The organism is Micromonospora sp. WMMD975 (genome assembly GCF_029581215.1).
GTDB lineage: Bacteria > Actinomycetota > Actinomycetes > Mycobacteriales > Micromonosporaceae > Micromonospora.
Map to the genome: position 1 here is coordinate 4,518,994 of NZ_CP120739.1, position 12,703 is coordinate 4,531,696.

Sequence of the window (12,703 nt, forward strand, 5' to 3'; positions counted from 1 at the left end):
GTCAAGCACGCACCGGAGGGACCGCTTCATGCCCCTGTCGTACCCCGTACGCCCCCGCCGCAAATCCCGCCGTCGGCTGCTCGCGGCGCTCGTCGCCGCCCTGCTGGCCGGAGGCGCGGTGACCGGGTGCTCCGACGGGGACGGGCCGGAGCGCGTCGTCGACGCGTTCCTGAGCGGCTGGCGGTCGGGCGACCTGCAACCGGTCGGCTTCATCGAGCCGACCGGCGCACGGCTGTCGGCGGCCGAGGTGACCAAGCGGATCAAGGCGCTCTCCGGCGATCTGGCCGCCGCCCCGCCCGACCTGGAACGCACCGGCGACATCAAGGTCGCCCGCGACATCGCCACCGCCCGCGTCCGGCTGACCTGGGCGCTGCCGGGCGGCGCCCGCTGGGCCTACGAGAATCCGGTACGCCTCAAGGGCGGCGGTGACCAGTGGCAGGTGATCTGGGAGCCGGCCGTGGTGCACGAGAAGCTGACCGACGGCGACCACCTCGCGTTGCGCCGGGAGTCGGCGGGGCGCGCCGCGGTGCTGGACGCCGCCGGCGAGCCGATCGTCGCGCCCCGACCGGTGGTCCGGGTGCAGGTCGCGGCCGGCGAGGTCACCGACGCGCCCGGGCTGGCGCGTAAACTCGACGCCGCCTTCAAGGCGATCCGGCCCGCGCTCGATCCTCCGGTCGACGTCAGCGACCTGCCCAAACGCCTCAAGGAGGCGGACCGGGACGCGCTCGTCGAGGTGGTCACCCTGCGCGACGAGGCATACCGGCAGATCAAGCCCCGCATCTACGATCTGCCCGGCACCCGGTTCCCCACCGACACGCTCATGCTGGCCCCGACCCGGGAGTTCGCCCGGGCGCTGCTCGGCTCCGTCGACCCGGCGCAGGCCGACGACCTTGAGGCCCACCCCGACCGGTACGCGCGCGGCGACCTGGTCGGCCACGGCGGTCTGCAGGGCCGCTACGACGAACGGCTGCGCGGCACGCCCGGCGTCACCGTGATCACCGAACGGCCGGCGGCGGAGGGCGCCACCGAGCCCACCGGCACCGAGGTGTTCCGCAGCCCGTCGAAGCCCGGGCAGCCGGTGAAGACCACGCTGGACGTGGCCACCCAGAACGCCGCCGACACCGCGTTGCGGGGCCAGAAGCGGCGCTCGGCCCTGGTCGCGGTGCGGATCAGCGACGGGACGGTGCTGGCGGCCGCCAACGGCCCCGGCGCCGCCGGCGAGAACCTGGCCTTCACCGCGCAGGTGCCGCCCGGCTCGACGTTCAAGATGGTCAGCGCGCTCGGCCTGCTCGACCGGGGCGCGGTGACGCCGCAGACCACCGTCGACTGCCCGAAGACCGCCGAGGTCGACGGCCGGATCTTCAAGAACTCGGACAACTTCGCGCTGGGCAAGGTGCCGTTCGCCACCGACTTCGCCAAGTCCTGCAACACCGCCTTCACCTCGCTCGCCCCGCAGCTCGGCGCGGACGGGCTCGCCCAGGCCGGCCGTACGCTCGGCCTGGAGGCCGACTGGAACCTCGGCGCGGACGTGTTCACCGGCAAGATCTCCGCGAACGGCGGCCCCACCGAGCAGGCCGCCGCCGCCATCGGCCAGGGCACCACTGTGGTCAGCCCGCTGGCCATGGCCGGCGCCACCGCGGCCGTGGCGCGGGGCAACTTCCAGCAGCCGCAACTGCTTGTCGATCCAGCGCCGGGCAAGCTCGCGCCGGCCGGCCCGCCGCTCAAGCCGGAGTCCGTCGCCGCGCTCAAGACGATGATGCGCGGCGTGGTCACCGGCGGCACCGCCGCCGCGCTGGCGGACGTGCCGGGCGAGCCGGTGCACGGCAAGACCGGCACCGCGGAATACGACGACAACCCGGCGCACACCCATGCCTGGTTCGTCGGCTGGCAGGGCGACGTGGCCTTCGCGGTCTTCGTCGAGCAGGGCGGCTCCAGCACGACGAGCGCGGTGCCGATCGCCGAGCGTTTCCTGCGCGGCCTCGCCCGCTGACCGGGCACACGGCGACGCCCGCCGGACGACGCAGCCTCGCCCGCTGACCGAACGCGGCAACGCCCGCCGGACGAACGCAGCCTCGCCCGCTGACAGCGACATCAGGTGCACCCAAACGACCCGGGCGCGCTCAGACTGAGGTGTCGGCGGCCGGAGCCGGCGTGGGGTCGCCCTCCCCGGGCGGGGCCGCCGGCGGACCGATCGGGTCCGTCGCGACGGCCGGCGCGGGCACGGCCGCCGGTCCACGCTCCGCGCGGCGGCCGTTGCCCGTGCGGGGCGTCGGGGCCGTGGGGGCGACCGGGTCGGCCGGCAGCAGCCGGGGCGGCGCGGCGCCCGGGGCGGCCACCGGGGCGAGCCCGGCCACCACCGTGTTCACGATCTCCGCCGCGTACGCCCCCTCCGGGTCGTAGTCGGGGTCGAAGACGGTCAACTCGACGCCGAGGCAGTGCGGGGTGTCGACCAGCCCGGCGAGCAGGATCTCCAGCTCGGCGAAGGCGATGCCGCCCGGGTCGGGGGCGTCGACCGCGGGCATCACCGCCGGGTCGAGCACGTCGACGTCGATGTGCACCCAGTAGCCGGCGCAGTCGACGAGCTGCTCGTGCGCCCACTGGGCGGTCCGGGCCGCGCCCTCGGCACGCAGCGCCGGCACCGGCCGGGTGGTGATGCCGGCGGCCTGGAGGTCGAGGCGGTATTCGTCCTGCGCGCGGATGCCGAGCACCACCACGTCGATGTCCCGGAAGTAGGGTCGTCGCCCCTCGATGGCGGCCAGGTCGGACTGCCCCCGGCCGGTGACCAGGGCCAGGTCCTCCCCCGCCGCCGCGCCGACGTACGAGGCGTTGCCGGGGTGCCGGAAGTCGGAGTGGCCGTCGACGAAGACCAGCCCGATCCGCCCGCCGACCGCCTCGCCGAGGCGGTGCATGGCGAGCGCCGAGCCGAGCAGCACCGAACAGTCCCCGCCGAGCACCAGCGGGAACTCACCGCGGTCGATGATCGCGCCGATCCGGTCGGCGAGCGCCGCCGAGTACGCGGAGATCTCCGGCGCGTGGCAGACGCCGTCGCCCGGGCGCCAGTCGCCCGGGTCGTACCGGGGCGGGGTGAGACAGCCGGCGTCGCGGGCGCGCAGCCGGGCGAGCAGCCCGTGGTCGCGCAGCGCGCCGGGCGCCTTGCCGCAGCCGGGGACGGAGCTGGCCGTGGGCGGGCGCAGCCCGAGGTTCGTCGGCGCGTCGAGGACGGCGATCCGGCGCATCATGAGCTCCCGTCCTCGGTGGTCGGGCGGGCCGGCGGCGCGCCGGCCCGCGCGGGCGTACGTCGGGTTCAGAACAAGGCGCTGGCCAGGGCGCGTCGGGCGGAGGCCACGGCGGGGTCGTCCGGGCCGGCGATGGTGAACAGGCCGATCAGGTGCTGGCGTACCCGGTCCCGCTCCTCGCCGGCGGTCCGGCGGACGGTGGCGACCAGTCGCTTGTATGCCTGCTCGGCCAGGCCGCTGAGCACCTCGATGTCGGCGGCCAGCAGTTGCGCGTCCACGTCGTCGGGGTCGGCCGCCGCGGCGTCGAGCGCACCCTGGGGGTCGGCGCCGGCCACCCGCCGGGCCAGCCCGACCTGGGCCAGGCCGGCTTCCGCCGCCGCGTCCGCCGGTGACTCGGCGAGGATCTTCCGGTACGCCGCCTCGGCGGCGTCGAGGTCGCCGCTCATCAGCGCGTCGTCGGCCGCGTCGAGCCGCGGGTCCTCCGGCTCGGCGACCGTGACGCCGGCGGCCTTGAGCACGGCCTGGATCCACTGCCGCAGCTGCGGCTCGGGCACCACGCCCGGGAAGGCGTCGACCGGCCGCCCGCCGACGATGGCGTAGGTGGTCGGCAGCGTCTGGAGCTGGAACATCTGCGCGAGCCGGGGCTGCTGCTGCACGTCGACCCGGGCCAGGAGCCACGCCCCGTCGCCCTCGGCGGCCAGCCGCTCCAGCACCGGGGCGAACTGGTCGCTCTCCGGGTAGCCGGCGGCGCCGAAGAAGACCACGACCGGTGTGCTGAGCGAGCGTTCGAGCACCTCGGACTGGATGTTCGCCTCGGTCACGTCGAGCACGGCGGCCGAGCCGGCCGGTGTGCCCGGCAGCCCGGCGGCCGGGCCGCCCGGTGTCGGTGTGGCGGGAGGGGTGTCGGCCGGTGCGGGGGTGCGCAGCGCGCTGAGGTCGACCGCGCCGCGGGTGAAGATCGACGAGGTGATCCGTGGGTCGCTCATGGTTGTCTAGTCTCGCACGTGTCGCACCGAAGACCGTTCACCCGCGAGGTCGACGTTGCGACTCTCACCCCTGCTCAGAGGTGTAAGGCGGGGGCCCTTCTTAACACACGTGTGTTAAGAAGGGCCCCCGCCTTACCGCTAGAAGCGGGCGGGCTCGCGGTAGACGCCCCACTCGGCGCGCAGCGCGTCGCAGATCTCGCCGAGCGTGGCCTCGGCGCGGACCGCGTCCAGCATCGCCGGGATCATGTTGGCGCCGGTCCGGCCGACCTCCACCATCCGGCGTACGGCGGCGGTGACCGCCGCGTCGTCACGGCCCGACTTCCGTTCGGCCAGCACCCGGCGCTGCTCCAGCTCCACCTCGTGCGAGATGCGCAGGATCTCCAGCTCCTTGGCGACCGTGCCGGTGTGGCAGTTCACGCCGACGATCTTCTTGTCGCCCTTCTCCAGCGCCTGCTGGTAGACGAACGCCGACTCGGCGATGTGCCCGGTGAACCAGCCGTCCTCGATGCCACGCAGGATGCCGGAGGTCATCGGCCCGATCCGGTGCGGGCCGTCGCCGCCGAGCTGCCGGATCCGGGCGAAGATCTCCTCCGCCTCGGCCTCGATCCGGTCGGTGAGCGCCTCGACGTACCAGGCGCCGCCGAGCGGGTCGGCCACGTTCGTCACCCCGGTCTCCTCCATCAGCACCTGCTGGGTCCGCAGGGCGATCTCGGCCGACTCGTCGGTGGGCAGGGCGAGCGTCTCGTCGAGCGCGTTGGTGTGCAGCGAGTTGGTGCCGCCGAGCACCGCCGCGAGGGCCTCGACCGCGGTGCGTACCACGTTGTTGACCGGCTGCTGGGCGGTCAGCGACACCCCGGCGGTCTGGGTGTGGAACCGCAGCCACTGCGCCTTCTCGCTGGTGGCGCCGTAGACGTCGCGCAGCCAACGGGCCCAGATCCGGCGGGCCGCCCGGAACTTGGCGATCTCCTCGAAGAAGTCGAGGTGGGAGTCGAAGAAGAAGCTGAGCCCGGGGGCGAAGACGTTGACGTCGAGCCCGCGCGACAGGCCCAGCTCGACGTAGCCGAACCCGTCGGCGAGCGTGTACGCCAACTCCTGCGCGGCGGTCGAGCCGGCCTCGCGGATGTGGTAGCCGGAGACCGAGAGCGGCTTGTAGCGCGGGATCTCGGCGGCGCAGTATTCCATCAGGTCGCCGATCAGGCGCAGGTGCGGCTCGGGGTCGAAGAGCCACTCCTTCTGCGCGATGTACTCCTTGAAGATGTCCGTCTGAAGCGTCCCGTCGAGCGTGGACAGGTCGGCGCCCTGCCGCTCGGCGGCCACCAGGTACATGCAGAAGACCGGCACGGCCGGGCCGGAGATGGTCATCGAGGTGGTGACGCCGGCCAGGTCGATGCCGTCGAAGAGCACCTCCATGTCGGCGGCGGAGTCGACCGCCACGCCGCAGTGCCCGACCTCACCGAGCGACTGCGGGTCGTCCGAGTCGCGGCCCATCAGCGTCGGCATGTCGAAGGCGACGGAGAGCCCGCCGCCTCCGGCGCCGAGGATCATCTTGTAGCGCTCGTTGGTCTGCCGGGCGTTGCCGAAGCCGGCGAACTGCCGGATGGTCCAGGCCCGTCCGCGATAGCCGGTCGGGTGCAACCCCCGGGTGTACGGGAACTCGCCCGGCCAGCCGATCCGCTCGAACCCCGGGTACGCCGTTCCCTCCGGCGGCCCGTAAACCGGGTCGACCGGCAGCCCGGACAGCGTGGTGAAGTCCGCGTCGCGCTTGCGGGCGGCGTCGTAGCGGGCCTGCCAGCGGGCCCGGCCGGCGGCGATCTCGTCAGCGTCCATGCGCGGAGCTCCTCCTCGGGTCCTGCGGTCCTGGTCCGGACACCGAGTGTAGAACGCCATCCTGAACGATCGCTAAGGAGACGCGTACCGACCGGTAATCCGGGAGCAGGGTCCGTCGTGGTCGACCCGGAGCCGGCAGCGCCGCCCGCCGACCATCCGACGATCACAGAACACCCGATGGCGTACGCCCTGCTCGTCCTCGGCCGACACGGTGGTCTCGCCCGGGTCGGCCGAGGCGAGCACCCCCGACCAGCGGGCCACCACCCGGGCCAGGCGCACCGCGCCGGCCAGGTCACCGGCGACGACGGGCAGATGGATGACGAACCGTTCCCGCATCACTGCCACCTCTCGCGTGGAGTGGACTGGAAGGGCGGGTCCACCCGTCCGCCCCGCACGGACGGACCCGCCCGCCCTGCCACCGCGGCGTCAGTCCGCAGCACGGCACCAGGGCAACTCAGCCGCAAGCGCCCACGAACGGGTCACGTTCACCGGCGACCGCCCGAGCACGCCTTGCTACTGCGACCATAGCAAGAGGGCAACGTAGCAACAATCCATCAAAGCAATAAAGCCTTGTTGGGTCGCATCCACGAAGGCACAAGGCTTACGGCATGGCTATCGATCCCCGGTCGCACACGCCGGTCTATGTGCAGCTCGCCGACCTGCTCCGAGAGCAGATCGAGTCGGGCGCACTCGCGGCCGGAGCGAACGTCGGAAGCGAGACGCGGCTCAGCCAGGAGCACCAGATCGGCCGCGATGCCGTCCGCATGGCAATCTCGTTGCTGCGGTCGGAAGGGCTGGTCACCACCAGCAGGCCCTTCGGCACGCGGGTGCGGGAGGCGCCTCAGCGTCGACGGGTCGAGCTCGGGGCCGGTAGCTCGGTCATCGCCCGGATGCCGACCGGCAACGAACGCCGCACGTTGCAGCTCGACGAGGGCGTGCCGATCCTGGAGGTCCACGGCCCGACGGGCGACGTGGAGCTGCTACCGGGCGACGAGGTGGAGCTGACCCGCCCGCCGAACGCCTGACCCGATCCGGCAGTCCGCTCCGGCGTGCGCGCACAGGTCACGTCCTCCGCCGACGCCGGGGCGAGGCGCGCTTCCTCGCCGGCCCGCGCAGGGCGGTCGAGCGGCGGCGTGTCTCGGGTGGGTCAGGGCGTATGCCAGGATCCCGGCTCGTCAGGGCGGGGCGGGTCCGATACCGGCGACGGGCCGGGCGTTTGACGTCCATGCCGTTCCACTCGTAGCGCTCCGGCCGGGTGGGTGGAACGGTATGGACGTCTCCGCGCCCGCTTGACGTCCATAACGTTCCACCCACCGCTCGCGAGGGCGGTGGAGGGGGGAGAGGGCCAGGTTGGGGGCATCTTTGGTGGAGCGACATCAGGTGCACCCGAACCACGTGATCCAGGCGGACGGGCGAGCGTCCACAGCAGCCGGGGCCGGCTCCGGGTCCGGCCGCGACGCGAAGTGCGGGCGTGGACAGACGTGGACGGGCGAGCGTCCACAGCAGCTGGGGCCGGCTCCGGGTCAGGCCGCGACGCGGAGCGCGGGCGTGGACGGGCCGATCTGGCTGGCGTCCGTGCGGCACGTACCCGAGTCACGGGATCGGAACGCCACCGGCCACGCCGGTTCGCCGAAGTGGTGGCTTCCGGCGAGCACCCGTCCGGCATTACGCCGAAGTGGCGGTATCCCGGCCGGCGCGATACCGCCACTTCGGCGTAATGGTGTTGATCATCGCCGGGCTGGGTGGGTGACCCACTTTTGCCATCAAGTTTGCAGGCGACGTACGCCCACTCGCGGTCAGCGCACTGATGCGCCCGGGTCGCCGATCGCCACGTCGTCCACCCGGATGTTGATCTCGTCGACGCGCAGTCCGTACGCCTCGACGGCTGACGTGACCGCGGTCCGCACCGCGTCGGTGACCTGCGGCACCGGGTGACCGCTGTCGATCACGATGACCAGGTTGACCACGGCCGCGCCGTTGGTGACGTGGGCCGAGCAGCCGCGCCGGGCGTCGCCGAGCTGATCCAGTCCGACCCGGTCGAACACGGCGTTGAAGAAGCGGGCCACGTCACCGCCCAACTCGGCCACGCCGGGGACCGACTTCGCGGCGGCCACCGCGATCTTCTCCACCACCTCGTCGGCGACGTGCGTCGTCCCGCCCGCCGTCGCGTCCGGCGTCATCGACAGCTCCTGCGTAGCCTCGTGCTCCACGCCTGCTCCCCATCACCCTCGCCCAACTCGACCCCGGGAGCGTACAAGCCCCACCCCCCGACCGTCGATCATGGAGTCAGGTGCCGAGTTGGGCCAACAACTCGTCCGCCGCCGCGTACGGGTCGAGGGCGCCCTCGGCCACCTTGGCGGCGAGCGTCGGGAGCTGCGTACCGTCGCGCAGTGAGCCGATCCGGGCGCGCAGCGCGCCCAGCGCGATGGCCTCGATCTCGGCGGCGGCCCGCGCCTCCCGGCGGCGGCGCAGCTCGTCGTGCTGCTCCAGCCAGCCGCGGTGCTTGTCGATCGCGGCGGCGATGTCGTCGATGCCCTCGGCGCGGGCGGCGATCGCGCGCACCACCTGCGGGCGCCACTCACCCGGCCCGCGTTCGCCCAGCGCGATCATGCCCTGGATGTCGCGGACGGTGGCGTCCACGCCGTCCCGGTCGGCCTTGTTGACCACGAAGACGTCGGCGATCTCCAGGATGCCGGCCTTGACCGCCTGGATCGCGTCACCCATGCCGGGGGCGAGCAGCACAAGCGTGGTGTCCGCGAGCGAGGCCACCTCCACCTCGGCCTGCCCGACCCCGACGGTCTCGACGAGGACCACGTCGCAGCCGGCGCCCTCCAGCACGCGTACCGCCTGGGGGGTGGCGGCGGAGAGCCCGCCGAGGTGGCCCCGGCTGGACATGGAGCGGATGTAGACGCCGGGGTCGGTGGCGTGGTCCTGCATCCGGACCCGGTCGCCGAGGATCGCGCCGCCGGTGAACGGGCTGGACGGGTCGATGGCCAGCACACCGACCCGGTGGCCGCGGGCGCGCAGCGCGCGTACCAGCTCGTTCGTGGTGGTCGACTTGCCCACGCCCGGCGAACCGGTCAGGCCGACCACCTGGGCGTGCCCGGAATAGGGTGCCAGCGCCGCCGCGACCTGGGGCAGCGTCTCGTCGCCGGACTCGACCAGGGTGATCAGCCGGGCCACCGCGCGGGGGTCGCCCGCGCGGGCCCGTTCGACCAGCAGGGGTACGTCCCGGCTGCGGCGCACCGGGCCGGTGGCCGCGATGTTCACGTCACTCACGCGTGGGACTCGCCGCCCGTCGGCACGTGGATGATCAGCGCGTCGCCCTGGCCGCCACCGCCGCAGAGCGCAGCCGCGCCGGTGCCGCCGCCCCGCCGCTTCAGCTCCAGCGCCAGCGTGAGCACCAGCCGGGCGCCGGACATGCCGATCGGGTGGCCGAGCGCGATGGCCCCGCCGTTGACGTTGACCTTGTCGGCGCTGATCCCGAGGTCACGGGTGGACTGGATGCCGACCGCCGCGAACGCCTCGTTGATCTCGATGAGGTCGAGGTCGTCGAGGCCCAGGCCGCCCTTCTTCAGGGCGTGGTTGATCGCGTTGGACGGCTGCGAGTGCAGGGAGTTGTCCGGCCCGGCCACGTTGCCGTGCGCGCCGACCTCGGCCAACCAGGTGAGCCCCAGCTCGGTCGCCTTGGCCTTGCTCATCACGACCACCGCGGCGGCGCCGTCGGAGATCGGCGAGGCGCTGCCCGCGGTGATCGTCCCGTCCTTGCTGAAGGCGGGGCGCAGTCGGCCCAGCGACTCGACCGTGGTGTCCGGCCGGATGCCCTCGTCCTCGTCGATCACCAGCGGGTCGCCCTTGCGCTGCGGAATGATCACCGGGGTGATCTCCTCAGCGAAGTGGCCGTTCTTCTGGGCGGCGGCGGCGCGCTGGTGGCTGGCCGCGGCGAAGGCGTCCTGCTCCTCGCGGGTGATGCCGTGCCTCGCGCCGTGGCGCTCGGTGGACTCGCCCATCGAGCAGCAGTCCCAGACGTCGGTGAGCCCGTCGAGGGCCATGTGGTCCTTGATCGTCACGTCGCCGTACTTGTAGCCGGCGCGCTGCCCGAGCAGCAGGTGCGGGGCGTTGGTCATGGACTCCATGCCGCCCGCCACCACGATGTCGAACTCGCCGGCCCGGATGAGCTGGTCGGCAAGCGCGATGGCGTCCAGGCCGGAGAGGCAGACCTTGTTGATGGTCAACGCCGGGGTGGACATCGGGATGCCCGCGTCGACGGCGGCCTGCCGGGCCGGGATCTGCCCAGCGCCCGCCTGGAGCACCTGGCCCATGATCACGTACTGCACCTGGTCGGATGCCACGCCGGCGCGCTCCAGCGCGGCCTTGATCGCGATGCCGCCGAGCCTGGTCGCCGGAAGATCCTTGAGGTTGCCCAGCAGGCGGCCCATCGGGGTCCGCGCGCCGCTGACGATCACCGAAGCCATGCCTGCCTCCGAGGGGGGTGCCGACCTGTACGCCTTAACGATTGTTCGGTCAGACTAGCGTCATGGCTGAGAACTCCTCCGTCGAGCCCGCTGCCGAGTTTGTCACAGACATCGGTCTGCGCCGCATCGACCACGTCGGGATCGCTGTCGCGGACCTGGACGCCGCGATCGACTTCTACCAGCGCACCTTCGGCATGCGCTGCGTGCACACCGAGACGAACGAGGAACAGGGCGTACGCGAGGCGATGCTGGCGGTCGGCCCGGACACCTCCGGCGGCATGGTGCAGTTGCTCGCCCCGCTCTCGCCCGACTCGACGATCGGCAAGTTCCTCGACAAGCGCGGTCCCGGCATCCAGCAGGTCGCGTACACCGTTGCCGACATCGACGCGACCTGTGCGGCGTTGCGGGAGCGTGGGGTCCGGCTGCTCTACGAGACCCCGCGGCGCGGGACGTCGGACTCCCGGGTCAACTTCGTGCACCCGAAGGACGGCGGCGGTGTGCTGATCGAGTTGGTCCAGCCCGCCTGAGGTGTTAGGAGGGGGCCCCGGTTAACAGACGTCTGTTAACCGGGGCCCCCTCCTAACACGTGGGAAGACGCGCGGCCATGCGTGGTTGCGCGTTCCCACGGACATCTCGACGCATCGGCCGATGCAGTTTTTCACACTGGACTTCCGACCTTAGCTACCGTTTAGTAACGTCCCGCCGCACAGGAGCGCGACCGGTGCCGGATGTGTCGACCGCCGACATGGCGGTCCCGTCGCACCGCGCCGACGATGGCAGCACCCCTGCCCCGGTGCGGGTGCTGACGAACGGGAGGTCACCGTGCAGGACATCCTTGAAGCGATCATGACGGCGGAGGGCTCGGCGCAGCCGGAGCGGGACCTCGCCGGCCTCGCCGGCCTGCCGGTGCCGGAGAGCTACCGCGGCGTGGTGGTCCGCGCCGAGGACACCCACATGTTCGACGGCCTGGCCACCCGGGACAAGGACCCGCGCAAGGCGCTGCACGTCCAGGAGGTGCCCACCCCCGAGCTGGGCCCGGGTGAGGCGCTTGTCGCGGTGATGGCCAGCGCGATCAACTACAACACGGTGTGGACGAGCATCTTCGAGCCGCTGCCCACGTTCACGTTCCTCAAGCGCTACGGTCGGCTCTCCGAGCTGACCCGCCGGCACGACCTGCCGTACCACGTGGTCGGGTCGGACGCGGCCGGCGTGGTGCTGCGGACCGGGCCCGGGGTGACGAAGTGGAAGGTCGGCGACGAGGTGGTGGCGCACTGCCTGTCGGTCGAGCTGGAGGACGCGGCCGGCCACGACGACACGATGCTCGACCCGCAGCAGCGGATCTGGGGCTTCGAGACCAACTTCGGCGGCCTCGCCGAACTGGCCGTGGTCAAGGCCAACCAGCTGATGCCGAAGCCGCGCCACCTGAGCTGGGAGGAGGCGGCCAGCCCCGGGCTGGTCAACTCCACCGCCTACCGGCAGCTCGTCTCACACCACGGAGCCAACATGAAGCAGGGCGACGTGGTGCTGATCTGGGGCGCCTCCGGCGGCCTGGGCGGGTACGCCACCCAGATGGCGCTCGGCGGCGGGGCGATCCCGGTCTGCGTGGTCTCCTCGCCGGAGAAGGCCGAGCTGTGCCGGAGGATGGGCGCCGAGCTGGTCATCGACCGCACCGCCGAGGGCTTCCGGTTCTGGTCCGACGAGCAGACGCAGGACCAGGACGAGTGGCGTCGCTTCGGCGAGCGGATCCGCGAGCTGACCGGCGGCGAGGACCCGGACATCGTGTTCGAGCACCCGGGCCGGGAGACCTTCGGCGCCAGCGTCTACGTCGCCAAGAAGGGCGGCACGATCGTCACCTGCGCCTCCACCAGCGGCTACCTGCACCAGTACGACAACCGCTACCTGTGGATGCACCTCAAACGCATCGTCGGCAGCCACTTCGCCAACTACCACGAGGCGTGGCAGGCCAACCGGCTGGTGGCGCTCGGCAAGGTGCACCCGACCGTGTCGCGGACCTATCCGCTGGAGCAGACCGGCCAGGCCGCGTACGAGGTGCACCGCAACGCGCACCAGGGCAAGGTGGGCGTGCGCTGCCTGGCCCCGACCGACGGGCTCGGCGTCCGGGACACCGCGCTGCGGTCGCGGCACGAAAACGCGATCAACCGGTTCCGCGGGCACTGAC

Annotated in this window: 11 protein-coding genes; 4 read left to right on the forward strand and 7 right to left on the reverse strand. The window is 72.6% G+C overall.

Annotated features, from left to right (window positions below):
• The first annotated feature begins 28 nt into the window (after nt 1–28).
• On the forward strand, nt 29–1,990 hold the full coding sequence (locus O7613_RS19760; protein WP_282289553.1) for a penicillin-binding transpeptidase domain-containing protein: 1,962 nt from the start codon (nt 29–31) through the stop codon (nt 1,988–1,990).
• Nucleotides 1,991–2,120: 130 nt separating this feature from the next.
• Here the strand turns inward: O7613_RS19760 and O7613_RS19765 are convergent, their stop codons facing one another.
• From O7613_RS19765 to O7613_RS19780, 4 genes are all read right to left on the reverse strand, one after another.
• Nucleotides 2,121–3,239 (reverse strand): arginase family protein, encoded by a 1,119-nt coding sequence (locus O7613_RS19765; RefSeq protein WP_281586955.1) that lies wholly within the window; start codon nt 3,237–3,239, stop codon nt 2,121–2,123.
• A gap of 65 nt (nt 3,240–3,304) precedes the next feature.
• On the reverse strand, nt 3,305–4,222 hold the full coding sequence (locus tag O7613_RS19770) for a tetratricopeptide repeat protein (RefSeq protein WP_282289554.1): 918 nt from the start codon (nt 4,220–4,222) through the stop codon (nt 3,305–3,307).
• Nucleotides 4,223–4,360: 138 nt separating this feature from the next.
• Nucleotides 4,361–6,049 carry a methylmalonyl-CoA mutase family protein gene (locus tag O7613_RS19775; protein WP_281586953.1) on the reverse strand — a complete coding sequence of 563 codons (1,689 nt, stop codon included), beginning with the start codon at nt 6,047–6,049 and terminating at the stop codon, nt 4,361–4,363.
• Nucleotides 6,050–6,121: 72 nt separating this feature from the next.
• Nucleotides 6,122–6,385 carry a hypothetical protein gene (locus O7613_RS19780; protein WP_281586952.1) on the reverse strand — a complete coding sequence of 88 codons (264 nt, stop codon included), beginning with the start codon at nt 6,383–6,385 and terminating at the stop codon, nt 6,122–6,124.
• Between the two features lie 272 nt (nt 6,386–6,657).
• Between O7613_RS19780 and O7613_RS19785 the strand changes: the two genes are divergently transcribed.
• The gene (locus O7613_RS19785) at nt 6,658–7,074 is read left to right on the forward strand and encodes a winged helix-turn-helix domain-containing protein (protein ID WP_282289555.1); all 417 of its coding nucleotides are present in this window, start codon (nt 6,658–6,660) and stop codon (nt 7,072–7,074) included.
• 771 nt (nt 7,075–7,845) lie between these two features.
• Here the strand turns inward: O7613_RS19785 and O7613_RS19790 are convergent.
• From O7613_RS19790 to O7613_RS19800, 3 genes are all read right to left on the reverse strand, one after another.
• Nucleotides 7,846–8,259 carry an Asp23/Gls24 family envelope stress response protein gene (locus tag O7613_RS19790; RefSeq protein ID WP_281586950.1) on the reverse strand — a complete coding sequence of 138 codons (414 nt, stop codon included), beginning with the start codon at nt 8,257–8,259 and terminating at the stop codon, nt 7,846–7,848.
• Nucleotides 8,260–8,335: 76 nt separating this feature from the next.
• Nucleotides 8,336–9,328, reverse strand: coding sequence for a methylmalonyl Co-A mutase-associated GTPase MeaB (meaB, locus tag O7613_RS19795; RefSeq protein WP_281586949.1), 993 nt, complete (start codon nt 9,326–9,328; stop codon nt 8,336–8,338).
• Entirely contained in the window at nt 9,325–10,524 is a 1,200-nt protein-coding gene (locus O7613_RS19800) for an acetyl-CoA C-acetyltransferase (RefSeq protein WP_282289556.1), read from the reverse strand. Before O7613_RS19800 ends, meaB begins: the two co-directional genes overlap by 4 nt.
• Nucleotides 10,525–10,586: 62 nt before the next feature.
• Between O7613_RS19800 and mce the strand changes: the two genes are divergently transcribed.
• Nucleotides 10,587–11,051 carry a methylmalonyl-CoA epimerase gene (gene mce / locus O7613_RS19805; protein ID WP_281586947.1) on the forward strand — a complete coding sequence of 155 codons (465 nt, stop codon included), beginning with the start codon at nt 10,587–10,589 and terminating at the stop codon, nt 11,049–11,051.
• A 295-nt stretch (nt 11,052–11,346) separates the two neighbouring features.
• On the forward strand, nt 11,347–12,702 hold the full coding sequence (gene ccrA / locus O7613_RS19810) for a crotonyl-CoA carboxylase/reductase (protein ID WP_281586946.1): 1,356 nt from the start codon (nt 11,347–11,349) through the stop codon (nt 12,700–12,702).
• Nucleotide 12,703: the final 1 nt, after the last annotated feature.

What these genes read in the sequence shown, in the direction of transcription:
- O7613_RS19800 (WP_282289556.1), bottom strand. Translation starts at nt 10,524, where the DNA reads ATGGCTTCGGTGATCGTCAGCGGCGCGCGGACCCCGATGGGCCGCCTG.
- O7613_RS19760 (WP_282289553.1), top strand. Translation starts at nt 29, where the DNA reads ATGCCCCTGTCGTACCCCGTACGCCCCCGCCGCAAATCCCGCCGTCGG.
- mce (WP_281586947.1), top strand. Translation starts at nt 10,587, where the DNA reads ATGGCTGAGAACTCCTCCGTCGAGCCCGCTGCCGAGTTTGTCACAGAC.
- O7613_RS19785 (WP_282289555.1), top strand. Translation starts at nt 6,658, where the DNA reads ATGGCTATCGATCCCCGGTCGCACACGCCGGTCTATGTGCAGCTCGCC.
- O7613_RS19770 (WP_282289554.1), bottom strand. Translation starts at nt 4,222, where the DNA reads ATGAGCGACCCACGGATCACCTCGTCGATCTTCACCCGCGGCGCGGTC.
- O7613_RS19775 (WP_281586953.1), bottom strand. Translation starts at nt 6,049, where the DNA reads ATGGACGCTGACGAGATCGCCGCCGGCCGGGCCCGCTGGCAGGCCCGC.
- O7613_RS19765 (WP_281586955.1), bottom strand. Translation starts at nt 3,239, where the DNA reads ATGATGCGCCGGATCGCCGTCCTCGACGCGCCGACGAACCTCGGGCTG.
- O7613_RS19780 (WP_281586952.1), bottom strand. Translation starts at nt 6,385, where the DNA reads ATGCGGGAACGGTTCGTCATCCATCTGCCCGTCGTCGCCGGTGACCTG.